This is a genomic window from Polaromonas sp. UC242_47 (assembly GCF_044452385.1).
Taxonomy (GTDB): Bacteria; Pseudomonadota; Gammaproteobacteria; order Burkholderiales; family Burkholderiaceae_C; genus Polaromonas.
On the sequence record NZ_JBIOAO010000001.1, the window covers coordinates 2,533,697 to 2,555,640 of the forward strand.

The 21,944-nt window shown below is 61.1% G+C and carries 23 protein-coding genes; 13 read left to right on the forward strand and 10 right to left on the reverse strand.

Features of this window, described 5'->3' with window-relative positions; genetic code table 11:
* Positions 1-163: 163 nt before the first annotated feature.
* The 8 genes from ACHMXK_RS12315 to fliE all read right to left on the reverse strand — a co-directional run bounded on the left by ACHMXK_RS12315 (position 164) and on the right by fliE (position 7,042).
* Positions 164-484 (reverse strand): EscU/YscU/HrcU family type III secretion system export apparatus switch protein, encoded by a 321-nt coding sequence (locus ACHMXK_RS12315; protein WP_397440715.1) that lies wholly within the window; start codon positions 482-484, stop codon positions 164-166.
* Positions 474-1,766: a flagellar hook-length control protein FliK gene (locus ACHMXK_RS12320; RefSeq protein WP_397440716.1), complete on the reverse strand. Its 1,293-nt coding sequence runs from the start codon at positions 1,764-1,766 to the stop codon at positions 474-476. The genes ACHMXK_RS12315 and ACHMXK_RS12320 overlap by 11 nt, the downstream gene beginning before the upstream one ends.
* A 15-nt stretch (positions 1,767-1,781) precedes the next feature.
* The gene (locus ACHMXK_RS12325) at positions 1,782-2,108 is read right to left on the reverse strand and encodes a flagellar protein FliT (protein ID WP_397440718.1); all 327 of its coding nucleotides are present in this window, start codon (positions 2,106-2,108) and stop codon (positions 1,782-1,784) included.
* A 1-nt stretch (position 2,109) separates the two neighbouring features.
* Positions 2,110-2,574, reverse strand: coding sequence for a flagellar export chaperone FliS (gene fliS / locus ACHMXK_RS12330; protein WP_397440720.1), 465 nt, complete (start codon positions 2,572-2,574; stop codon positions 2,110-2,112).
* An 18-nt stretch (positions 2,575-2,592) separates the two neighbouring features.
* Positions 2,593-4,038 (reverse strand): flagellar filament capping protein FliD, encoded by a 1,446-nt coding sequence (gene fliD, locus ACHMXK_RS12335; RefSeq protein ID WP_397440722.1) that lies wholly within the window; start codon positions 4,036-4,038, stop codon positions 2,593-2,595.
* 111 nt (positions 4,039-4,149) lie between these two features.
* Entirely contained in the window at positions 4,150-4,407 is a 258-nt protein-coding gene (locus tag ACHMXK_RS12340; RefSeq protein WP_397442511.1) for a flagellar protein FlaG, read from the reverse strand.
* Positions 4,408-4,714: 307 nt separating this feature from the next.
* Entirely contained in the window at positions 4,715-6,349 is a 1,635-nt protein-coding gene (locus tag ACHMXK_RS12345) for a flagellin (protein WP_397440724.1), read from the reverse strand.
* A 375-nt stretch (positions 6,350-6,724) separates the two neighbouring features.
* Complete coding sequence (gene fliE, locus ACHMXK_RS12350; protein ID WP_397440726.1) at positions 6,725-7,042, reverse strand: flagellar hook-basal body complex protein FliE; 318 nt, start codon at positions 7,040-7,042, stop codon at positions 6,725-6,727.
* Positions 7,043-7,371: 329 nt separating this feature from the next.
* On the opposite strand from fliE, the gene fliF reads away from it, so the two are divergent.
* The 13 genes from fliF to fliR all read left to right on the forward strand — a co-directional run bounded on the left by fliF (position 7,372) and on the right by fliR (position 18,481).
* Positions 7,372-9,090, forward strand: coding sequence for a flagellar basal-body MS-ring/collar protein FliF (fliF, locus tag ACHMXK_RS12355; protein ID WP_397440728.1), 1,719 nt, complete (start codon positions 7,372-7,374; stop codon positions 9,088-9,090).
* Entirely contained in the window at positions 9,083-10,078 is a 996-nt protein-coding gene (gene fliG / locus ACHMXK_RS12360; protein ID WP_397442512.1) for a flagellar motor switch protein FliG, read from the forward strand. Before fliF ends, fliG begins: the two co-directional genes overlap by 8 nt.
* On the forward strand, positions 10,071-10,844 hold the full coding sequence (fliH, locus tag ACHMXK_RS12365) for a flagellar assembly protein FliH (RefSeq protein ID WP_397440730.1): 774 nt from the start codon (positions 10,071-10,073) through the stop codon (positions 10,842-10,844). The genes fliG and fliH overlap by 8 nt, the downstream gene beginning before the upstream one ends.
* A complete protein-coding gene (gene fliI, locus ACHMXK_RS12370) occupies positions 10,837-12,249 on the forward strand; it encodes a flagellar protein export ATPase FliI (RefSeq protein WP_397440732.1) in 1,413 nt (470 codons plus the stop codon). Before fliH ends, fliI begins: the two co-directional genes overlap by 8 nt.
* A gap of 25 nt (positions 12,250-12,274) precedes the next feature.
* Positions 12,275-12,679: a flagellar export protein FliJ gene (fliJ, locus tag ACHMXK_RS12375; RefSeq protein ID WP_397440734.1), complete on the forward strand. Its 405-nt coding sequence runs from the start codon at positions 12,275-12,277 to the stop codon at positions 12,677-12,679.
* Between the two features lie 78 nt (positions 12,680-12,757).
* Positions 12,758-14,047, forward strand: coding sequence for a flagellar hook-length control protein FliK (locus ACHMXK_RS12380; protein ID WP_397440736.1), 1,290 nt, complete (start codon positions 12,758-12,760; stop codon positions 14,045-14,047).
* 130 nt (positions 14,048-14,177) lie between these two features.
* Positions 14,178-14,651, forward strand: a complete 474-nt coding sequence (gene fliL / locus ACHMXK_RS12385; RefSeq protein WP_397440738.1) for a flagellar basal body-associated protein FliL — start codon at positions 14,178-14,180, stop codon at positions 14,649-14,651.
* A gap of 22 nt (positions 14,652-14,673) precedes the next feature.
* Positions 14,674-15,681 carry a flagellar motor switch protein FliM gene (gene fliM / locus ACHMXK_RS12390; RefSeq protein WP_397440740.1) on the forward strand — a complete coding sequence of 336 codons (1,008 nt, stop codon included), beginning with the start codon at positions 14,674-14,676 and terminating at the stop codon, positions 15,679-15,681.
* Complete coding sequence (gene fliN, locus ACHMXK_RS12395; RefSeq protein ID WP_397440742.1) at positions 15,674-16,111, forward strand: flagellar motor switch protein FliN; 438 nt, start codon at positions 15,674-15,676, stop codon at positions 16,109-16,111. The genes fliM and fliN overlap by 8 nt, the downstream gene beginning before the upstream one ends.
* On the forward strand, positions 16,108-16,587 hold the full coding sequence (fliO, locus tag ACHMXK_RS12400) for a flagellar biosynthetic protein FliO (protein ID WP_397440743.1): 480 nt from the start codon (positions 16,108-16,110) through the stop codon (positions 16,585-16,587). Before fliN ends, fliO begins: the two co-directional genes overlap by 4 nt.
* A 5-nt stretch (positions 16,588-16,592) precedes the next feature.
* A complete protein-coding gene (gene fliP / locus ACHMXK_RS12405; protein ID WP_397442513.1) occupies positions 16,593-17,387 on the forward strand; it encodes a flagellar type III secretion system pore protein FliP in 795 nt (264 codons plus the stop codon).
* 30 nt (positions 17,388-17,417) lie between these two features.
* Complete coding sequence (fliQ, locus tag ACHMXK_RS12410; protein WP_371437532.1) at positions 17,418-17,687, forward strand: flagellar biosynthesis protein FliQ; 270 nt, start codon at positions 17,418-17,420, stop codon at positions 17,685-17,687.
* Entirely contained in the window at positions 17,687-18,481 is a 795-nt protein-coding gene (fliR, locus tag ACHMXK_RS12415) for a flagellar biosynthetic protein FliR (protein WP_397440746.1), read from the forward strand. Before fliQ ends, fliR begins: the two co-directional genes overlap by 1 nt.
* Positions 18,482-18,634: 153 nt before the next feature.
* On the opposite strand, the gene flgL is transcribed toward fliR, so the two are convergent.
* Together flgL and flgK are read right to left on the reverse strand one after the other, a co-directional pair.
* On the reverse strand, positions 18,635-19,861 hold the full coding sequence (gene flgL / locus ACHMXK_RS12420; RefSeq protein WP_397440748.1) for a flagellar hook-associated protein FlgL: 1,227 nt from the start codon (positions 19,859-19,861) through the stop codon (positions 18,635-18,637).
* 20 nt (positions 19,862-19,881) lie between these two features.
* Entirely contained in the window at positions 19,882-21,861 is a 1,980-nt protein-coding gene (gene flgK, locus ACHMXK_RS12425; RefSeq protein ID WP_397440749.1) for a flagellar hook-associated protein FlgK, read from the reverse strand.
* Positions 21,862-21,944 lie beyond the last annotated feature (83 nt).

Genomic DNA, 21,944 nt, shown 5'->3' on the forward strand with positions numbered 1-21,944 from the left:
GCTTGATTACCCTAGAAATGCAAGGGGAATTCACAAGCCTCGACTAAATTCTAATTTGACTTTTACATCTTTCTAACAAATAAACCAGTTTTGTTTCATTTACACATCAGTTTTATCAATTTCATTTAGTTTAATAAATAAGTCAAGAAAAACGATTCTTCGCTTATCCCGGAGCGCGCTCACCGGACTCGGGCGACTCAAGGCGATACAACCAGGCCAGCACCTCGGCGACCGCCACGTACAACTGCGGGGGGATTTGTGTATCCAGATCCAAATGCATTAACAACTTCACCAGATCGGGGGAGGTGTGGACATACAGGCCACTCTCACGGGCGGACTGAACAATCGCATCCGCCACATCCCCATAACCTTTCGCCACCACGATGGGCGACTTGCGCTTGTCGGTATAAGACAGCGCGACCGCACTGGGCCGGTCCGGCTGCCCTTGAGCCCTACGCGCTTTGTCTATCGCGTTATCCGGCATCGGGCGCCTCCCGCAACGCCTGCGGCGCAGGCGCTACCGGCAAAACGCCAATCTGCAGACCCGTGAGTTGCAAGCCCGCATCGTCGAGGCGTTTGGGTAATTCCTGACGTCCCTTGCCGAGCAAAGCCACCGTGCTTGCCTCGCGCGCAGCCAGATGGACCTGCAAGGTGTCGCCCACCAGGCTCAGGCGAACCTCGACCTCCTTGAGGGTGGGCAGGGTGATCGCCAGGCGCGTGCTCCAGGTACGCTGGGTGCCCTCCACACCTGCCTCGGCAGACGCCTCTGGGTGCTCCTCATGAATCTCCCACGTCATAGGCGTGCCGGGCCACACCTCGCCGCCCCAGCGGAAAGCCGGCATGGCCAATACCTCGAGCTGCTGGCGCACCAGAGAAACAGCTTCCGGATGAATGGTGGCACTGCCGTGTTCGTTGCCGCGCACCGGGCTTGAAACTGTTGCCGAATGTTTGGCGCCCTGCTCCGGCGCTTCTTCCAATCCTTCTGAGAGCACATGCCCGCCGGCAGCAGCGCCAACATCCGCAGCGCGCTGGACACCATAAGCGGCATCCACCCGGCCCGCCGGTCCCGAACGCGGCCCATCAACGGGCGCCTGCTCTGGCGTGTCCGTACGCACAGGCTGCGGCTTACCCGGAGTTGGTGCGGGCTCGCCCCCCTCTGCCGTCACGAATGTTTCTGCGCCGTCCACATGGGCGGCTGAGCCAGCCAGGGCAGCAATCACCGCCGCTGTCTTCGCCCCCGGGTTCAACCAGGCGTCCATGTCGCCTGGCGCGGGCTTCAGCAAGTCAGGACGGGTCTGGGCCAAAAGACCCAAGCGGGCCTGTGGCTCCTGCGCCAGCAACGCCAGAGGCCGCGTTCCCGCTGCAAACTGCTGCAGGTGTGATTCGTAAAACAAACCGCTGCCCGCCACCACCCGCACCAGCGCTCCCGCCAGTTGCGCAGGCACGGGCGCCGTGGAGCCGGTCCAAACGGGCGAGGTGCCGCGGATCCCGACTGCATCGTCAGGGGCGGCGCCGAGAATCGCGCTGATAGCGCGCGCCGCCACGCTCAATGTGGTGGCTTCCCCAAAACGCGCGACCTGCTGGGCTTGCGCGGACTCACGCGTCGCGCCAAGATCTGCCCCCAGCAACTGTTGCAACGCGGCACGCGAAGGCAAACGGACGTCGTTGGTGACGGCCGCTGTCCCTGGTACGGCGCCGGGCGCCGCCACATCCACTGGCCGCTTGAGCGCCAGCAGGGTGTCAACCAGGGGAGGAACAACGTTCATGACCAGCTATCAGCGTTATTGCCTGTAGGCCTGGTTCAGGCCCTGGCTGCGCTGCATGCTCTCCAGCGTGGCGCCCAGCTGCGCGACCTGGGGACCGATGATGCCCATGATGGCCTCGCGATCGGCCAGCAAACGGCCCAGCAAGCGGTAGGTGTACAAACGCTGCTGTTCATCCAGCTTTTCAAGCGGTTCGATCACTTTCAGGCGCTCAATCAAGGCGCTGCACCGGGTTTCAAGCTCAGGCAAGGCACCCCACTCTTTTTCTTTGGCCAAGATCAGCATGCGGGCCGCCAGCGGCAGCAACTGCTCATAACAATGAATGACCTCGCTTTGTGAACTCATGTTATTGCCTCACGGAAAAAGCGCCCGGTACAGCTGCACCACTGGCTGGACCCGCCTGGCCGTCCCCAATATCCCGCCAGGCAGAGCTGACACTTTCGAGCAGCTTGCTGGCTTCTTCCAGCATGGCCGGGTCATTGCGCAGGTTGGCATACATCAGGCGCTGATTGATGTAGTCATACAGCGCCGTCAGATTGGCCACCAGTTCTTCGCCGGCCTGTCCACCTGCGGTCGCATCAAGACTGGCCTTCAGGCCGTTGTCCACAATGTTGATGGCCTTGGAAATGGCATTGCCCTTGGCCACGATGTCGCCGCTGGCCATGTGGTGCCGGGCCATGCTCATGGCCGCTTTGGCGCCATCGAACAGCATCACGATGAGTTGGTGCGGCGACGCACTCATGGCACCGATTTCCAGTCCCACCCGTGCGTAAGCACCGGCGCCGCTGTTAAAACTCTGGGGGGTGTACATGGGTGTTTGCCTTTCCTATCACTTGCCGGCGTTCATGGCGTCAAACTGAGAGGTCAAGTAGGCTTTGGTGTTGTTCATTTTGGACATCAACACGTCCAGCTGGGTGAACTGGGCGCGATAGCGGTCCACGGTCGAGTTGATCCGGGTCTCCATAGCGTCGTACTGCAAGTCAAGCTTCTTGATGGACGCCGTCAAGCCTTCGGTGGCCACCAACAAAGAGCCTCCCTTGCCTGTCAAGCTCTCGGTCAGGGCCGTCAATTGCTTGCCGAAGCCAGCCTTGTCGGTGGCCGTACCGCCGAACAACTTACCCACGCCTTCCAGGTTGGTACTGAGCGCTTTTTCCAGCTTGGTGGCATCCAGGGCCAAGGTGCCATCTTTCTGAAACGACACACCGATATCCGACAACATGGTGAGGTCGGACGAACTGCCAGCCGCTTGCGGCGTAATCAGGGCCTCGCGGATGCGGACCTGGAGAATGCGCAAGGTCGAGTCGCCCGTCAAAGGAGAACCTGTTTTGGTATCCGGATCGTAGGCCGTCAACGCTTTTCCGGTGCTCAGCAAGGCGTTGTAGGCGGTGATAAAGGCATTGACCGCCGTCGAGATGCTGGCCGTATCCCGGGCCACCGTCAGCGTGCTTTCCCCCGCCTTGACCAGGCTGAGGGTGACGCCTTGCAAGGACTCCGAAACAGTATTCGTGGCACTGGAGATATCCAGACCGTTCACAGTGAGCTTGGCGTTTTGGGCCGCCGAGGTTTCCTTCATGGCGCTCGCCCCCAGCGGGTCATGGGTCAGAAAATTACCCAGATCCGTATTGCTGCCGGACACCGAGATTTTCATGCTCGATGGTTCCCCGGTTTCGTCGGACGTCAGCACCAGGCGATTCGGCGTGCCACTGCCATCATTCACAATGCTCGCGGTCACCCCGCCCTTGGCTGCATTCACCGCATCGCGAATGCCTTCCAGGGAGCTGTTGCTGGCGTCATACGCAATGACAACAGGCTTGCGACTGGCATTGAGAACGTAAGAAGCGGGTGTCCCCAGGACCGCATCGGCGGGCGTGAAGGTCCCAAAGTCGATGGTGATGTTGCCCGCGCCCGTGCCTATGGCCGCCTTTGGATCGACCTGCCCTGCCGTCGCCAGCGAATGCGCTTGGGCCAACTGGCTCACCTTGATGGCGTAGTTTCCCGCAACCGCGCTGGACGTGGCACTGGCGGTCAACACCGTGGTGAAACTCGACGACGCCTTCGCGCCCTGGAACAGATCCAGGTTGCCCAGCTTGGTCGAGGCGGTCTTCAAGGCGGCAAGCGCATCCTGCAACTTGCCGTAGGCCGACAATTTGGTGGTGTAGCTGTCCGCCTGGGCTTTCAGGCCCAGCAGCGGCTGTTTTTCCGAATTTTCAAGACTTTTGAGCAAACCACTCAAATCAAGGTTGGAGCCAACGCCCAAACTGCTAATCGATGCCATGCAAACTCCTGGTAGTGATGTGTCATCGCGCCGCTGGGGCCCGCTCGCGCATGACACATGCTAAAAATAAAATCCTGCTGCGTTGCAGCTTGCGCTGACGATCCAGCCAGCTCAGGCAGTTTCGCGAACCAGCATGCCCTGCATCTTGCCCAGCACTTTCGCGATGCGAATGACCTCTTCGGAAGGCATCTGGCGAATCAATTCACCCGTTTCCTTGTCAATCACCTTGACGACCATCTTGTCCGTGTCTTCGTCCACCTCAAACTCCAGGCCAATCGCCTTGAGCGAAGCATTGACTTCGCGCAGAGCGTTTTCAGTTTGCACCGGTGTGGCGTCCTGTACCGCATCAGTGGCGCTCAAACCAGCCACGCCGTTCAAGCCACTCACTCCATCCGTCTTTTGCGGTGTCCCGTTATTGGCAGAAGGCCCCGCCACTGTCGAGGCTGTGCCTCTGGCTACCATCGAAATTGCGCTATCCATCATTTTTCTTATCTCCAAAATTCTTCACTGTCCACTGGCTTCTCTGCGCGGCGTCAAACAGCCACACCTGAATACCAGTGGACAGTGCAGGCAGCCTCGCAACCGCCTGACACTGTCGTGGTGGCTTGCAACCAAGGTTGCAAGCCACCTTTGAAACACCTCTTCAGATTGCAAGAGGTATCCGTCCACCAAGCGATTAACGCAGGAGGGACAACACGCCTTGCGTGGTCTGGTTAGCCTGGGCCAACACCGAAGTACCAGCTTGTTGCAGGATCTGAGCGCGCGTCATGTTGGAAACTTCAACGGCGTAGTCAGCATCTTCAATGCGCGAACGCGAAGAAGACAGATTGGTCACCGTGGTGCCCAGGTTGGCGATCACAGAGTCAAAACGGTTTTGCACCGCACCCAGCGAGCTACGCAGTGCGTCCACTTTGGACAGGGCTGCATCCAGCGCCTTCAAAGGATCAACCGTTGCGGTGGAGTCGCTGACAGTTTTCGTGGTCAGCTTGCCGGGTTTTGTGGAATCGGCAAACACCTGGTTTGCAAACGCGTCGGTGACAACACCATTGGCGTTCAGCTTCAGCGTTTCCAGGGCAGTGGTCGTCAGACCGCTGGCACCCATGAAAGCACCTGCCAGGGCGCCGCCGGCGGCTGCGGTGTAATCAACACCAGCGCTGGTGGCTGCGTCGAAGTCGACCGTACCACCGGTGGTGGTGAGCTTGGCGGCAACAACGGCAGCCGAAGCGGTTTCACCGGCCACGGCAAACGTAGCGCCAGCCGAGGTGTAGGTTGCGCCAGTTGCGCCGACCTTGATCGTGTCGCCAGCCTGCATACCTGTTGCAGCAGCGGTCAAAGCCGTGACGGTAGCCGCTGTGGAAGCCGTGCCGGTCTTGGTCAAGTTCTTCGTTGCATCGAAGTACAGGGCGGAGCCGTCGTTGGCGTCGGTCAGGGCGCCATTGCTGTCGATCTTGACGTCTTGCGACTTGCCACCGATGGTGACGGTAGCGGTCACGCTGCCGCCGACGGGTGGGGTCAGCGAAGCGTTCGTCGCTGCCAGGGTACGAGCGCTATCGGCCACTGCGTAGTTGTTGGCCGCGGCGTTGTAGGTGAAGGTTTCCGTGCCGACAACAACCTTGCCTTTGTCTTGCATCAGGGCCAGGGCGTCTTTTGCCACGGCGCCATTGGCGGCTGCTGTCAAGGTGCGATCGTAAGATGTCACGCCACCAGCCGTGCCAGTGGAAGCAAAACCAGCGACCAGCAGGTCAGTTGCCGTGGCAGCCTTGTTGGCAGCGCCTTTGCCGTCAACGTTAAAGCCTTCCAGACCCAGGGTCTTGGCGCTGATTTCTTTCAGATCGATGTCGATGGTCTGGCCGTCGTTGGCACCAACCTGAACCGTCAGCTTGCCAGCGTCAGCCGACAGCACTTTCACGCCGTTAAACTGGGTTTGTTCCGACACGCGGTTGATTTCGTCCAGACGCAGGTGGATTTCATCCTGGATGGATTTCAGATCGCTGCTGGAGTTGGTGCCAGTGGCAGCTTGCACAGCCAGTTGACGCACGCGCTGCAGATTGTTGTTGACTTCGGTCAACGCGCCTTCAGTTGTTTGAGCGATGGAGATGCCGTCGTTGGCGTTACGTGTGGCTTGTGTCAGGCCTTTGATGTTGGCGGTGAAACGGTTGGCAATGGCCTGGCCAGCAGCGTCATCCTTGGCGCTGTTGATACGCATGCCGGAAGACAGGCGCTCAATCGCGGTGTTCAAGGCCGACTGCGATTTGTTGAGGTTGTTCTGCGTGAGCAGGGAAAGGGAATTGGTGTTAATGACTGATGCCATGAGGACTCCTGAATACAAAAAAAGGTTTGTAGACTCCGGCTAACTCGCCGTCACGTTGGCCTTGCTTGCTGAAACAGTTTGCAAGCCCCCGTTATTCAGGATATCGGCCGGTGCCTGGAAAACCTTTAGGGCCAATGTGCAAAAAAATTTGCTTTTCACCTAACAACCCGGCACGGTCTGCGGATCGCGCCACACTGCTCCGGCGGTATGGCATCCCACAGAATCAGGTCTTGACGCCTGACCTGGGAGCTGCGCAGCAGCGTCGTCAACATGGGCAGCCGCCCCAAGGCCGCCCACGCGATAATTACAAGTAAAATTGCCCTCTAGCCCATGCAGGACGGGCGCAAGCAGCTATGAATACAGGAGCGACACCACTCAGGCTGGCATGTTCATGATTTCCTGGTAAGCCTGAACCACCTTGTTGCGCACCTGCAAGCCGGTCTGAAAGCCGATGCCGGCCTTTTGCAGATCCACCATCACATCATTGAGTGCCACGCCGGGCTTGCCCAACTCAAACGCTTCGGCCTGCGCGGACGCGCTTTGCTGCGCGTCGCTGATGCGATCCAGCGATTTTTGCAGCTCACCGGCAAAACCGCCGCCAGCGACCGCAGCGCTGTCCGTCGTGGCGCGCTCCATCATCGGGGCCATTGCCCGCATTTGTTGCAAAACAGATTCTATTGACGCTATAGCCATGGTATTTGTTCTTGACGCAGACGCGCCTGTTACTGATCTAGGGCCTGAAGCGTAGCAGCCGCCCTGCGCCCGCATCACGTCAAAAGATGGCAAAACCCCCGGTTATTCAGCCTATCAAGCGCCGCCCCGGGCTCTGACAATCACTTCCAAGGCGGGGGGTGCCTGAGCCGGACGGCCGGGCTTGCCTCTTTTCTTTCTCTCTTTCTCTACAAGCAATAACTGCCGTATGTCATCAGTCGTTTCAGTCGCTTCGCCGCGCAGGCACCCTGGCCGCTCGCCCGTCATCGACACCCAGCCTCCTTGTGATATGGCGGTAAGCAGGTGAGCGCGTGAGTCCCGCCGCCACAGGCGCCAACGCCTCAACCTCCTCCACACCCAAAAGCTGGCCTCTGCTGGATCAGCTGCGCGCCAACCCCAAACTTCCCCTGATGATCGGTGCTTCGGCCGCCGTGGCCGCTGCGGCCGCGCTGTGGCTGTGGAGCCGGGCGCCGGACTATGGGGTGCTTTACAGCAATTTGTCGGACCGCGATGGTGGCGCCATCATCGCTTCGCTCCAGCAGATGAACATTCCCTACAAGTTCGCCGAAGGTGGCGGCGCCTTGCTGGTGGCAAGCAACAAGGTGCCCGAAGCGCGCCTGAAGCTGGCTTCCCAGGGCTTGCCCAAGGGTGGCTCTGTCGGTTTTGAACTGATGGACAACCAGAAATTCGGCACCAGCCAGTTTGCCGAACAGGTCAACTACCAGCGCGCCCTGGAAGGTGAGCTGGCGCGTTCCATCAACTCGATCTCCGCCGTCGAATCGGCGCGTGTGCATCTGGCGCTGCCCAAACCTTCGCTGTTTGTGCGCGACCAGAAAAAACCCAGCTCCTCGGTGGTTTTGTCGCTGCACCGCGGGCGCAGCATTGACGAAGGCCAGATCAGCGCCATCGTGCACCTGATCTCCAGCAGCGTGCCTGAGCTCTCAGCAAAAAGCATTACCGTGGTGGACCAGGCCGGCAACCTGCTGTCGGCGGCCAATGCCGGTACACGCGGGCTGGACGTCAGCCAGCTGAAATACACACAAGAGATTGAGCAAGGCTATATACGCCGCATTGAAGCCATCTTGCTGCCCATCGTCGGTGCCGCCAATGTGCGCGCCCAAGTGGCAGCCGACATTGACTTCTCGACCGTCGAGAACACCGACGAAAAATACCGTCCTAACCAGGAACCAGGCAGCGCGGCCATCCGCAGCCACCAGTCCAGTGAGTCCAGCCAGCAAGGCGCGATACCGCCGGGCGGTGTGCCGGGCGCACTGACCAACCAGCCGCCGCTCAACCCGGTGGCCCCCATCGTCAACCCGCCACCGCCCAAGCCTGGCACACCGGCCGCCGACCAGCTCAAGATGAGCACGGAGCTGGCCGCAACCGGTGCCGGCCTGGCCCCACGCGTCGCTTCGGGCTCGGGTCGCAAAGACTCCACCACCAACTATGAGTTGGATCGCTCGATACGCCATACCCAACAAGCGGCTGGCGGCGTCAGGCGTCTGTCGGTGGCAGTGGTCGTCAATTACCGCGGATCCGTCAACGCCCAGGGCAAACGTAGCGCACTGGCCTTGTCGGCCACGGAGTTGGCGCAGATCAACAACCTGGTCAAGGAAGCCATGGGTTACAACGCAACGCGAGGTGACTCGCTCAATGTGGTGAACAGTCCGTTCGCAAGCGACACCACAGACGTGGTGGCGCTGCCTTTGTGGAAACAGCCTGAAAACATAGATCTGGCCAAATCCGCGGGCAAATACCTGCTGCTGGCCATGCTGGCCCTGTGGTTGTGGTTTGCGGTGCTGCGGCCCCTGCTGCGCAAACATCTGCAGCCGCCGGTGGTGGTACCTCCCGTGGCGATCGCAACAGACCAGACAACACCGCCTGACAACACCGCACAGGACGAAGCGGCACAGGAGCGACAAGCGAAACGCCATCTGGACAACCTCCAGTACGCAAAAGAAACCGCCAACACAGACCCCCGCGTGGTGGCCATGCTGATCAAGCACTGGATGACTAAAAATGATGGATGAAGCAGGCATTAGAAAAGGCGCCATCCTGCTGATGACGCTGGGCGAAGAAGCCGCCGGCAGCGTGTTGCAGCACCTGTCGCAGAACGAAGTGCAGGCCATGGGCGAAGCCATGGCGGCACTGAGCCAGGTCAGGCGTGATGAAGTCGACGCGGTGCTGGAAGAGTTCCGACTGGAAACCGAGCAGTACTCGGCCCTGCACCTGGATTCGGGCAGTTATTTGCGTGCCGTGCTGAACAAAGCGCTGGGCAACAACCGCGCGGCGGACGTGCTGGACAGCATTTTCCAGACCAACGATTCGGCCACAGGCATGGAGCGCCTGAACCAGCTCGAGGCCACGGAGATTGTCGAGTTGATTCGCGACGAACATCCGCAGATCATCGCCACGCTGCTGGTTCACCTGGATCGCAACAAAGCCGCTGGTGTGCTGGAGCAACTCCCCGAGCGGGTTCGCCACGACGCGGTGCTGCGTGTGGCCACCTTCGGCGGCGTGCAGCCGGCCGCACTCAAGGAATTGACTGAAGTCTTGACCAGCATGCTGTCGGGCGAAGGCGTCAAACGCAGTCGCTTGGGTGGTGTCCGCGCTGCCGCCGAGATTGTCAACATGATGGCCAGCGCGTCGGAAGAAAGCGTGATCAAACATGTGCGCGAACACGACGAACTGCTGGCACAGAAGATGATTGACGAGATGTTCCTGTTCGAGAACCTGCTGGGCCTCGAGGACCGCGGCATCCAGATGGTGCTCAAGGAAGTGGAATCGGAGTCGCTGATCATTGCCCTGAAAGGCGCGCCGCAGGAGCTGCGCGAGAAGTTCCTCAAAAACATGTCGCAGCGTGCCGCAGAAATGCTGCGCGAAGACATCGAGATCCGCGGCCCGGTCCGTGTATCCCAGGTCGAGGCCGAGCAGAAAAACATTCTGCAGATCGTGCGCCGCCTGGCCGATGCCGGCGACATTTTGCTAGCGGCAAAAGGTGACGACTCTTATGTATAACAAGCCCGTCCCCGCCCGCTCGCCCGAAGCCAGCCGGTTTGTTCCTAGCGCGCCCGCCAAGCGCCGGACATCCGGCGCCAAGGAGTCCCTGACCGCCTGGCAACGCTGGGAAATGGCCTCCTTCGCCGAAGAGCCGCTGGCCGGCTTCAACGAGGCAAAGGACATGCCGCCTGAACCCGAGGTGGCGCCGTTTGTACCGGCCCTGCTGATCGATGAAGCCGAACTGGCGCGCTTGCGCAGCGAAGCGCAGGCGGCCGGCGAAGCCCTGGGTTACCCCATCGGCTACGAACGGGGGCAGGCTGCGGGTCACGCCGCAGGCCTGGCGGCCGTGCGGGAACAAGCGGCCAACCTGCATGCCTTGGCCGTAGCCCTGCCGCCCGCCTTGCGCAGTGCCGAACGCGCGCTGGCCGAAGACTTGTTGGCGCTCGCGCTGGACATCGCGCGGCAAATCGTTGGCCAAAGCCTTGCAGCGGATTCGCAAGCCATCTTGCCCGTGGTGCGGGACCTGCTTCACGCCGAACCGGCGCTGTCCGGTGCGCCGCAATTGTTGCTGCACCCTGATGATGCGGCACTGGTCAAGGAGCAGTTGAAAGAAGAATTGCAGAGCGCCGGCTGGCGCGTCCGTGTGGACAGCCAGTTGCTGCGCGGCGGTTGCCGGGTGCTGGCGGCCAGCGGCGAACAGGACGCCACGCTGGAAACCCGCTGGGAGCGGGTCACGGCAGCATTGGCACAAACCGCCACCACAACGTCCGGCCCGCATGACTGAGCTGCCGGAGGCAAGCGCCACCAACCCCCACCTGGAAACCTGGCGAACCGTGCTGGGTGAAGCCCGGACCGCCGTCGGCCAGGGCGCGCCCGTGCGTACCTATGGGCGACTGACACGTGCCGTCGGGCTGGTGCTGGAGGCGGTGGGCCTGCGCCTGCCGGTGGGCAGCGACTGCCTGATTGAACTGCCGCCCGGCTACCCGCAAAAGACGGCCGATGCCGAGGTGGTGGGTTTTGCCGGCGACCGCATCCTGCTGATGCCACTGAGTGTGGTGGACGGCCTGCTGCCGGGCGCCCGTGTCTACGCGCTGGAATCGCCTGCCGGCCATGGCAGCGGCGCTGGCCCCAGAACCAAACGCCTGCCGGTGGGCATAGGCATGTTGGGCCGGGTGGTCGATGCCGCCGGCCGGCCGCTGGACGGCCTGGGCCCGCTGGACTTTGAACGTGAAGTTCCGCTCGCCGCAGAACCCATCAACCCGCTGACCCGCGCGCCCATCGATCAGGTGCTGGATGTCGGCGTGCGCGCCATCAATGCCATGTTGACCGTGGGCCGTGGCCAGCGCATGGGCCTGTTCGCAGGCTCGGGCGTCGGTAAAAGCGTGCTGCTCGGCATGATGGCCCGCTACACCAGCGCCGACGTGATTGTGGTCGGCCTGATCGGCGAACGCGGCCGCGAGGTGAAAGATTTCATCGAAAACACACTGGGCGAAGAAGGCATGGCCAGAGCCGTGCTGGTCGCCGCACCGGCGGACACCTCGCCGCTGCTGCGGCTGCAGGGCGCGGCGTATGCCACCTGCCTGGCCGAATATTTTCGGGATCTGGGTAAAAACGTTTTGCTGATCATGGATTCCCTGACCCGTTACGCCATGGCCCAGCGTGAAATCGCGCTGGCCGTGGGTGAGCCACCGGCCACCAAAGGTTATCCACCCTCGGTGTTTGCCAAACTGCCGGCGCTGGTGGAACGCGCCGGCAACGGCGCACGTGATGGCGGCGGCTCCATCACGGCCTTCTACACGGTATTGACCGAAGGCGACGACCAGCAGGACCCCATTGCCGACTCAGCCCGTGCCATCCTGGACGGCCATGTGGTGTTGTCGCGCAGTCTGGCCGAATCCGGCCACTACCCGGCGATAGATATCGAAGCCTCCATCAGCCGTGCCATGACGGCCCTGATCGAGCCGGCGCAGTTCGACGCGGTACGCGGCGTCAAACAAATGTTATCGCGCTACCAGCGCAACCGCGATCTGATCAGCGTGGGGGCCTACGCCCCCGGCCACGACGCACAACTGGATAAAGCGATTGCGCTGTATCCAAAAATCGAAGCTTTCCTGCAGCAAACCATGCATGAATGCACGGACTACGCGACGGCCGTCGGCCAGTTGCGTGGCTTGACCCAGCTCGACTAGCCCTTACACGTACGGAGAAAGTGCCATGCCCCAAAAGCTACCGCTTGCCACCCTGATCGAGTTGGCCCAGAAAAAATCCGACGAGGCCACCCGGCGTCTGGGCGAACTGCAAAACGCCCACCTCAGCGCGACCCAAAAACTCGAGATGTTGCTGCAATACCGCCAGGAGTACCTGGACCAGTTGCAAGGGCAAATGCAAGGCGGCGTGCCCTCGGCCTATGTGCGTAACTTCCAGAATTTCATAGGCACGCTGAACGGCGCGATTGAGCAACAACGCGCCTTGACCCTGCAGGCCGACACCCGGCTGGGTCATGGGCGCAGCGACTGGCAACACACCAAGCGGCGCCTCAGTTCTTTTGACACCCTGGCTGACCGGGTGCGCCAACAGGAAATGCTGGCCCTCAACAAAAAAAGAGCAGCGCGACAGTGATGAACGCTCAGCCCGGCAGTTCTACCTGCGCTCCGCCACCTGAACCGTCCTCATATTTCTCCAGGAACCCCTATCGTCATGTCTTTCATTCTTCCGCCCTCCACCGCCCCTAGCCTGTCCGGCCCCGCAAGCTCCAGCGCGACAGCACGCCAGGACGATCAGGGACAGAACAACCCGGGCAGTTTTGGCGAGGCTTTGTCCAAATCCATGGCGCCTTCGAGCCCGGAAACCAGTACCAAGACGGCAAACACGCCCGCAACACGACGCCCTGCGGACGAGAAGAAAACTGAGCCGGATGATCTGATCAACGCCATGACCCTGGTGCTCCCGGCCCTGGACATCAGAACCGCCAAAATCGTGCCCACCGGCGGTGCCGGCGCCGCCATCGACAACACGGCGCCAACGGCCGAGGTCTCACTCGCGGACCTGCTGGCGGACAGCAAGGCCGCAGCCGGTGCCGCAGCGCAGACACCGGAAACGGATGCAGACACCGGCGCCGAGACTGCGCTGCAGCCTTTGCTGGCGGCCCTGGGGCCCAAGGACACCGGACAGACAGCACCACAAGCCAAGCTTCAGCCGGTCAGTGAAGGTCCCTTGATTCAAGTGGACCTGGGAAAAATCGCTGGCCAGCAGGCCGCCACAAACACCTCTGAGCAGTCCAGCAAGGACAATGGAGGGAAAAACCAGCCGGGATCCGATCGCCCCGAGCTAGGCGCTACACCGGCGACCAGCAAATTGGCCCCCACCAGCGCGGCACCAGCCTTGGCAGAGGCCGCCGTTAGCCCCCCTGTTGGCCACAAGGTATCCATCGATGCCGTGGTCACGGCCAGTACCAGCAGCGTTTCTCCTGCCAATCCGGTGGTGGCCGGGATACAGGGCTCAGGCACGGTGTCCGTCCCTCACGCACCTCAGCCTGTCGTCACGGCAACGCTCAGGCCTGAAGTAGGCAGCCCTGAATGGGGCAAGGCGCTGGGCCAGCAAGTGATCCAGATGGGCACGGCAGGACACCAGGTCGCAGAGCTCCAGCTGAATCCACCGGGGCTGGGTCCGCTGAAAGTCACCCTGAGCATGAACGAACAACAGGTTCAGGCCATGTTTGTTTCGGCACATTCGTCGGTCCGGGCGGCGGTGGAAGCCGCCTTGCCGCAATTGCGCACCACCCTGGCCGACAGCGGCATCAGTCTGGGCAACACCTCCGTCAGCTCCGAAAGTCAGCAACAAACCGCCTTTGCAGGCAACCCGGACCAACAACCGGGCGGCCGGGCTTACCGTGGTGAAAGCAGCGTGGACGCTTCCGCCCTGCCCGCCCGCCCCGTCGCCGAGTTGCCACGGCGCAGCAGCAGCGCTGGCCTGGACACCTACGCCTGAGCGGAGAGCCCATGACAGGTCTTTGGCGCACGGCAAATGCCGGAGTTGACGCGTTTTCTACCTGTTAATCGGCCCATAAATCGAGCGCCTTCTGGCAAACAATTCCCCTTCAAACTCATCTCGCAAAGTCATGGCCAAAAGCAACAACATAGAGAAGACCCCAAAGACGCGCACGCTCAGTGTCCTGCTGATTGTGCTGCTCGCGCTCGGCGTCACGGCAACCGCAGCGGCAGCGGCCTATTACCTGGGCAGCAACCGCAGCGATACGCCGGCCGCAGTAAAGCCCGAAGAACCCATTTTTGTCGCCCTGGAACCTCTCACGGTCAACCTCCTGCCCAACGGCCGGAGCCGCTTTTTACACGTCGGCGTGACCCTGAAAGTCGCCGATGCCAAGTCCCAGGGCCAGGTCGCCCAGTATTTGCCCGAAGTGCGCAGCCGTGTCCTGACCGTGTTGTCCAACCGCGAAGCCGACACCCTGGTCACGCCGGAAGACAAGGGCAAGCTGGCCAGCGACATCATGGTGGTGCTGAACCAGCCACTGACGACCAGCCAGCCACCTCAAAAAATATCCAGCGTGATGTTCACCACGTTCATGCTGCAGTAAAGCGGTTCAATGAAGTTCGCCAATGGCCTATGAACAGCAGCTGTCCCAGGACGAGGTCGACGCACTCCTGAAGGGCGTCACCGGTGACGCCGATGCGGCGCCTGCCGCGCCACCGCCGGTCCCGGAAGGGCCACCGGCCTACAACCTCGGCTCTGACGAGCGTATCGTGCGCAGCCGCATGCATACGCTGGAAGTCATCAACGAGCGCTTTGCCCGACACCTGCGCGGCGCTTTGCTGACCTTTATGCGCCGCAGCGCCGATATCTCGGTGGGCGCAGTACAAATCCAGAAGTACGGCGACTACATCCGGAATTTGCCGGTGCCGGCGAATATCAACCTGATGCAGATGAAGCCCTTGCGCGGCACGGCCTTGTTTGTTTTCGACCCCAAGCTGGTGTTTCTGGTCGTCGACAACCTGTTTGGCAGCGATGGCCGTTACCACGTCCGGGTGGAAGGCCGCGACTTCACGCAGACCGAGCAGCGCATCATCAAGCGCCTGCTGAACCTGACCCTGGACAGCTACGGCAGCGCCTGGCAGCCGGTTTTCCCGCTGGACTTCGAGTTTGTGCGCGCCGAAATGCACGCCCGTCTCGCCAATATCGTGACGCCCAATGAGGTGATCATCAACACCACCTTCCACATCGAGTTCGGGCCTGTCGGTGGTGCCTTGAGCGTCTGCATTCCGTATTCGATGATCGAGCCCATACGCAACCTGCTGTCCAATCCCCTGCAGGATGAGATCGAAGTCGACAAGCGCTGGGTCAAGCAGCTGTCGAGCCAGGTCAAAAATGCCGATGTTGAACTCCGGGCGCAGTTCCTGACCCTGGAATCGAGCATTGGGCAGTTGCTCAAGCTCCAGGTCGGGGATGTGCTGCCGATTGACATCCCGGAAACGATTGTGGCCAAGGTCAACGGCGTGCCTGTCATGGAGTGCGGCTACGGGACCTCCAACAAACACTATGCCCTTCGGGTACAAAAAATGATCAACCACCAAAACGGTGATGCAAGCAAGGGAAGCGAACATGAGTGAAGGCAACAAAGAGGATCCGTCCGCAGCGGAAGACGATATCTGGGGCAGCGCACTGGCCGAACAGGCGCAAGCCACGCAAGCCGCTGCCGCACCTGCAGCGGCGTCCACGGCAGCGGCTGAACGGGTTTTCCAGCCGCTTCAGGGCAATACCGGCATGGAAATCGCCAAGGGCGACATCGACCGGGTGCTGGATGTTCCGGTCCAGTTGACCGCCGAGCTGGGGCGCACACGTATCACCATCAAGAACCTGCTGCAGCTGTCACAAGGCTCTGTGGTCGAGCTCGATGGCCTGGCCGGTGAACCCATGGACGTGTTCATCAATGGCTACCTCATCGCCCAGGGCGAAGTGGTGGTTGTGAACGAAAAGTTCGGCATCCGGTTGACCGACATCATCACGCCTTCCGAGCGGATCCAGAAACTGAACCGATGAAGCGCTGGCGTCTTCACCCACTGGCTGCCGGACTTGTGTCCAGCCTCTGTGCGGCCGCCCATGCGGTGCTGCCCACCGTGCCGACGCCCGCCGCGGAACCGGTTCGTTCCTTCGGTGCGGCCGGTTTGTTGCAGGCGGGTTTCGGCCTGGCGGTGGTGGTGGCGCTGATTTTCCTGTGTGCCTGGGCGGCCAGACGTTTTGGTCTGCAAACGCCGGGCAGCGGTCGCTTGCTCAAGGTGGTCTCCAGCGCCATGGTTGGACAACGTGAACGGGTGGTGGTGGTGGAGATTGGCGATTCGTGGCTGGTGCTTGGCGTTGCCGCCGGGCAGGTACGCGCCCTGCACACCATGCCGGCCGGAAAGCTCAGTGAAGCGCCCGCAAGCTCAGCCCTGCCGGGCATGACGGGCGCAGGCGCCTTTTCACAAAAACTGCTCGAATCCCTGGGCAAGCTGAACAAGCCACGAAAGCAGGACTGATGGACATGACTCCCCGCCGGCTGGGTGAGCGCCTTCAGCGGTATTTTCCTGTGCGCTGGAGCACAACACTGTCGCTGCTGGCCTTGATCGCATTGTTGGCCTGGCCTGGCCTGGCACTGGCCCAGGGCATGCCTGGCATCACCAGCACCACAGGCCCAGGCGGCAAACAGACCTGGTCGCTCAGTGTCCAGATGCTGGTGCTGATGACCTCGCTGTCATTTTTGCCGGCCATGTTGCTGTCCATGACCAGCTTCACGCGCATCCTGATTGTGCTGGGACTGCTGCGCACCGCCATCGGTACCCAGTCGTCCCCGCCCAACCAGGTGCTGGTCGGACTCTCGCTGTTTCTCACGTTTTTTGTCATGTCGCCAGTGTTCGACAAGGTGCACAGCGAGGCTTATAAGCCCTTCGCTGAAAACAAGATCAGCGCCGAAAAAGCGCTGGAGCGCGGCGTGGAGCCTTTCAAGCAATTCATGCTCAAGCAAACCCGGGAAGCCGACCTGGCCCTGTTCGCCAAGCTGGCCAATGCGCCTGCCATGGAAGGGCCGGAACAGGTCAGCCTGCGGATTTTGCTGCCCGCTTTTGTGATCAGCGAACTGAAAACCGCCTTCCAGATCGGTTTCACCATCTTCATCCCCTTCCTGATCATCGACCTGGTGGTGGCCAGCGTGTTGATGTCCATGGGCATGATGATGGTGCCGCCGGCCACCATAGCACTGCCCTTCAAGCTGATGCTGTTTGTCCTGGTGGACGGCTGGCAGCTGCTGATAGGCGCACTGGCGCAGAGTTTTTACACCTGACCCCCGTTCACGACATAAGGATGAGCTGAAATGACGCCTGAGTCAGTCATGGCCATGGGCTACGAAGCGATGAAGCTGTCGCTACTGCTGGGCGCCCCACTGCTGCTGGTGGCGCTGGTGAGTGGTTTGCTGATCAGCCTGTTCCAGGCGGCCACCCAGATCAATGAAATGACCTTGTCCTTCATCCCCAAGCTGCTGGCAGTCTTCGCGACGCTGGTGATCGCCGGGCCGTGGATGCTGGGCCTGGTGCTGGACTACATGCGCAACCTGTTCTCGTCGATTCCCCAACTGGTCGGCTGATGCCGTCGGTTTTCTCCGTCAGCTCCGAGCAGCTGAGTGTCTGGCTGGTGACCTTTCTCTGGCCGTTTGTGCGGATGTTGGCGCTCATCAGCACGGCACCAATTTTTGGCGAGAAATCGGTGCCGCGATCGGCCAAGGTCGGTTTTGCCGCGCTGCTGGCGATCGCCATCGCCCCGACCCTGGCTCCCCTGCCCTCGGTGCCGCTGGTGTCCGCCGGCGGCATCTGGATAGTGATCCAGCAAGTGCTTATTGGCACGGCCATGGGTTTTTCGATGCGCCTGGTGTTCACGATTGTGCAGGCGGCGGGCGAATATACCGGCCTGCAAATGGGTTTGTCCTTCGCCTCCTTCTTCGACCCCACCAGCGGCGGCAACACCATGGTGGTGTCGCGCCTGCTGAACGTGATGGCCATCCTGATTTTTCTGGCGATCGACGGCCACCTGGCGCTGATCACCACGCTGGCCGAGAGTTTTCACACCCTGCCGATTGCCGACGCCCCGCTGGCCGCCAGCGGCTGGTTTCTGCTGGTGGCGTCGGCCAACCAGATTTTTGTCGGGGGGCTGATGCTGGCGTTGCCGCTGATAGCCACCCTGCTGACCATCAACCTGGCCATGGGTATTTTGAACCGGGTGTCCCCGCAGTTCAGCATCTTCGCAGTGGGCTTCCCCATCACGCTGCTGGCAGGCCTGGCCATGTTGCAGATGGTGATGCAATACCTCGCGCCCTTCCTCGAACCCCGGTTTGCTGCAGGTTTTGGTTTTATCGACCAGTTTCTGCAAGGCCTGCGGCCCTGAGCTTGCGACCCGCGGGACATCGCGCGTGGCCCCAAACGACAGCATTCTCCCGAAACTTAAGCCATTCAGGTCTCCAGCCCTTATGCGGCGGGCGCTACCAGCTACTCAATCGATAGCGCCTCGCCCCAGATGCTGAGGGCGAGGCTGCGGTGCTTACAGGTAGTTGAACAGCGCAATCTTCTGGATGCTCACAAACGTCTGCTGGCTGGCCTGCAACGCGGTCTGGCGCTGGTAGAACTCGGAAATCGCGCTGGGATAGTCCAGATCCTGCAAGTCGGACAGGTAGCTCTTGTCGTACAAGGTACGGCCGGCACCCGTGGTCTCCAGCCCGTCAAGCTCCTGCAGGCGTGAACCGACCGAGGTGCGCACGGTCAAGACATTGTCGTGGGCGTTGGTGATCTTGCGATTGGCCGTGCTCAAGGCATTCAACACATTGGCCTGGGCGCCTGGGCCGGCATTGTCCATCGGCTTTTTCAGGGCCGTGATCACGTCGCTGATGGTCCCAAAAACGTCGGTCCCGGCATTTTTAGCCGTGGAGACCTTGAAACTGTCACCCGCAGATGGCGTGCCGCTGATATTGAGTTGCAAGCCACCGAAGCTGATAGGGCTGCCCGCGGTAAAGGCGGCCGGGGTCGGCGGGATGGCCTGCGGGGGAACGGTATCCAGCGTGTACATCAGGGGGTCCGCCACCGTGCCCATGCCCGAAAACGTGATGGAGAAATCCTTGCCGTAATCCACATGGCCCAGGTCCACCACGGAGGTGGCGCTGAACACGCCGGTGCCGGTATTGGTAGCCCCAGAGGTGGTCACATAACCTGCGCCGCCCTGCACGCTCTGGAAAATACTGCGGCCATCGTCGCTGCCGGCCATCTGGCGCGACACATCCACCTGCATCATGCGCTGGCCCTGGTCGCCGGCGTACACAATGCTGCCGCCCTGGTTGACAAAAGGTGCGCTGCCGCTCTTGAAGCCGGCAAAAAGGAACTGGCCATTGCCATCATCGGTGTTGGCCAGACCTTGCAGCTGGTCCATCTTGCTTTGCAGCTCCGTCGCGATGGCGCCGCGGTCCGCGTCGGTCAAGGTGCCGCCGGCTTTCACCAGCAAAGCCTTGACGTCTTGCAGAATGGTCGTGACGCTGGACAAGGCATTGTCTTCCAGCGACAAGGTTTGTTTGGCCTGCCCCCGGCTGGCCGCATACTGCGCGCCCAGGGCAATCGACTGCGAGACGGCCAGCGCGCGTGTGGCGCCCAGCGGATCGTCGGACGGCGCAAGAATTTTGGTCATCGCGCCAATCTGTTGCTGTGTGCGCAACAGATTGCTCTGCAGCGAATTCATCGCCGTTTGGCTTTGCTGATAGAAGGATTGGGTGCTGATACGCATCTTGATTTCCTGAATGACGTTTAGTTGGCAATGCCCAGCACGGCATCAAACATGGTCGATGCGGTCTGGATCACCTTGGCGTTGGCTTGGTACATCTGCTGGAACATCAGCAGGTTGGCGGTTTCTTCGTCCTGGTTGACACCCGACACCGATTGCTGGAAAGCCCCGATCTGGTTGGTCAGGCTGGTCTGCGCCTTGTTGGAGATTTCGACCTGCCTGGCCTTGTTGCCCACGGTGCTGACCAGTTGGCCGTAGGAGCCACTGAAGCTGGACGTACCGTTGGCCATGGTGTTTTTGTTCTGCAAGGCGCCCATCAGCAAGGCGTTGCTGCCATCGGACACACCGCCGGTGTTTTTGCCGATGGTGAAGGTGTCGCCATGGGCGGGCGCACCACTCACGGCAACCGTCACACCGTTAAAGCTCATTTTTGCCCCGGCGGTGTAGGGAACGGGAACACCCGCCGCGTAGGTCGCGCTGGTGCCGTCGGCTTGCGTCACCGTCACCGCCGCCCCGGCGGGGAAACCGGACAACTCTTTGGTCGCACTGTCGTAAGTCAGCGTCACCGCGCCGGTGAGGCCCAGCGGATCCGTCACCGCCAGGTAGTTCGCATCCACGGCGCCGGCGCTGATCGCGCCACTGCCCTGGTTACCGGCCGTCTTGCCGGTGATGATGGGGGACGCGGCCGCGACTTTCGCCGGGTCGGTCAGCAACACATTCATGTCGCGCGCGCCCGTGCGTGTCGGCTGAATCAGGAAGGAGTCGCCGGCCTGGGCCGTGCCGCTGGCTTGATCCACGGTCACGCCATCAAACGTGATGGGGAAGCCGGTGGACGAGCCAACCACCTGTTTATCGGATAAACGCGTGACCGTGTAAGTCAGGGTACCGCTCACGTCCGTGACGCTGAGCTCATAGTCGCTGGTGGTCAGGGCGCTGATATTGCTGAATGACGGCGTCAGTGCCAGGTTGCCCTGGTTGCGCGAATTGCTGATGAGGCCCGGGCTGGCCTGGGTGAAAAAGTCGTCGCCCAAAGCGCCGTTGAGGTCCATCCCCAGGCTCTGCTGGGCATTGAAGGCGTCGGCCATCGCAATGGCAATGCGGCCCAGCGAGTTTTGTGCATTCGTGAGTGTCTCACTGCGGAACTGCAGCAAGCCGCCCAGCGAACCGCCGGAAAGTACACCTTCCTGCAGCTCCACGGACTGGCCTGCCGCATTGATCGTGGCAATGGCGGTATGGCTGGGATCGCTGGCGGAATTGACCGCGGCCAGCTTGTTGGCTTTGTCGCCCAGCACCAGAGTTTGTCCATTGCCGATGAAGACGTTGTACTGGCCGCCGTCCTGCACCACCAGCTTGGTGCCCACCAGCTTGCCCAGCTCGTTGACCAACTGGTCACGCTGGTCCAGCAGATCGTTAGGCGCCTGACCGCCGGAGGCATTGCTGAGCATCGCCACCTGTTTGTTCAGGTTGGCAATCTGCTGTGCATAGGTGTTGATTTGTTCGACGGTGCCTGTCACCTGCTCGTTGACGCTTGCATTGAGGCCCACCAGGTATTCGTCCATGGAGCGGAACTGGTTGGCCAGGGCCTGGGCGGAACTGATTAGTTGCTGGCGGGCGGCCGGATCGGCCGGGGTATTGGCAACCGCCTGTACGCCTGTGAACAGCGACTGCATCTGCACAGCCAGTCCCGTTTTCTGGTTGGCCAACAAATTGTCGACCTGGCTGATCTGTGTGTAATAGGTGTTCAGCGAGTGATTCAGCGACTGCGCCTGATTCAGTTGCGAGGCCAGGTATTGGTCGTAATTGCGAGTGACATCCGTCACCTTGGCGCCACTGCCAAAAAATCCGACACTCGGGCTGTAAACGCCGCCGGCAGACGAAATCTGTACAGATTGACGGCTGTAGCCTGCGGTATACACGTTGGCCGTGTTGTGACCCGTGGTCACCAGCGCGGCCTGCGCCGCATTCAAGCCGCTAAGCCCGGTATAAAACATGCTATTTGACATAAACCTGATCCTCTAATTCAACGATTCGTAGCTGGCGGCTTTTTTGCGGCCTCTTGGTACATAACGACAAGCTCAAGAAAAAC

Bases quoted from the DNA above. Each gene is read 5' to 3' on its own strand.
- fliL (WP_397440738.1), top strand. From the start codon at position 14,178: ATGGCCAAAAGCAACAACATAGAGAAGACCCCAAAGACGCGCACGCTC.
- ACHMXK_RS12315 (WP_397440715.1), bottom strand. From the start codon at position 484: ATGCCGGATAACGCGATAGACAAAGCGCGTAGGGCTCAAGGGCAGCCG.
- fliP (WP_397442513.1), top strand. From the start codon at position 16,593: ATGACTCCCCGCCGGCTGGGTGAGCGCCTTCAGCGGTATTTTCCTGTG.
- fliO (WP_397440743.1), top strand. From the start codon at position 16,108: ATGAAGCGCTGGCGTCTTCACCCACTGGCTGCCGGACTTGTGTCCAGC.
- ACHMXK_RS12325 (WP_397440718.1), bottom strand. From the start codon at position 2,108: ATGAGTTCACAAAGCGAGGTCATTCATTGTTATGAGCAGTTGCTGCCG.
- fliR (WP_397440746.1), top strand. From the start codon at position 17,687: ATGCCGTCGGTTTTCTCCGTCAGCTCCGAGCAGCTGAGTGTCTGGCTG.
- fliD (WP_397440722.1), bottom strand. From the start codon at position 4,038: ATGGCATCGATTAGCAGTTTGGGCGTTGGCTCCAACCTTGATTTGAGT.
- fliG (WP_397442512.1), top strand. From the start codon at position 9,083: ATGGATGAAGCAGGCATTAGAAAAGGCGCCATCCTGCTGATGACGCTG.
- fliQ (WP_371437532.1), top strand. From the start codon at position 17,418: ATGACGCCTGAGTCAGTCATGGCCATGGGCTACGAAGCGATGAAGCTG.
- fliJ (WP_397440734.1), top strand. From the start codon at position 12,275: ATGCCCCAAAAGCTACCGCTTGCCACCCTGATCGAGTTGGCCCAGAAA.
- fliS (WP_397440720.1), bottom strand. From the start codon at position 2,574: ATGTACACCCCCCAGAGTTTTAACAGCGGCGCCGGTGCTTACGCACGG.
- fliE (WP_397440726.1), bottom strand. From the start codon at position 7,042: ATGGCTATAGCGTCAATAGAATCTGTTTTGCAACAAATGCGGGCAATG.
- ACHMXK_RS12380 (WP_397440736.1), top strand. From the start codon at position 12,758: ATGTCTTTCATTCTTCCGCCCTCCACCGCCCCTAGCCTGTCCGGCCCC.
- fliH (WP_397440730.1), top strand. From the start codon at position 10,071: ATGTATAACAAGCCCGTCCCCGCCCGCTCGCCCGAAGCCAGCCGGTTT.
- ACHMXK_RS12345 (WP_397440724.1), bottom strand. From the start codon at position 6,349: ATGGCATCAGTCATTAACACCAATTCCCTTTCCCTGCTCACGCAGAAC.
- fliM (WP_397440740.1), top strand. From the start codon at position 14,674: ATGGCCTATGAACAGCAGCTGTCCCAGGACGAGGTCGACGCACTCCTG.
- fliI (WP_397440732.1), top strand. From the start codon at position 10,837: ATGACTGAGCTGCCGGAGGCAAGCGCCACCAACCCCCACCTGGAAACC.
- ACHMXK_RS12320 (WP_397440716.1), bottom strand. From the start codon at position 1,766: ATGAACGTTGTTCCTCCCCTGGTTGACACCCTGCTGGCGCTCAAGCGG.
- fliN (WP_397440742.1), top strand. From the start codon at position 15,674: ATGAGTGAAGGCAACAAAGAGGATCCGTCCGCAGCGGAAGACGATATC.
- flgL (WP_397440748.1), bottom strand. From the start codon at position 19,861: ATGCGTATCAGCACCCAATCCTTCTATCAGCAAAGCCAAACGGCGATG.
- flgK (WP_397440749.1), bottom strand. From the start codon at position 21,861: ATGTCAAATAGCATGTTTTATACCGGGCTTAGCGGCTTGAATGCGGCG.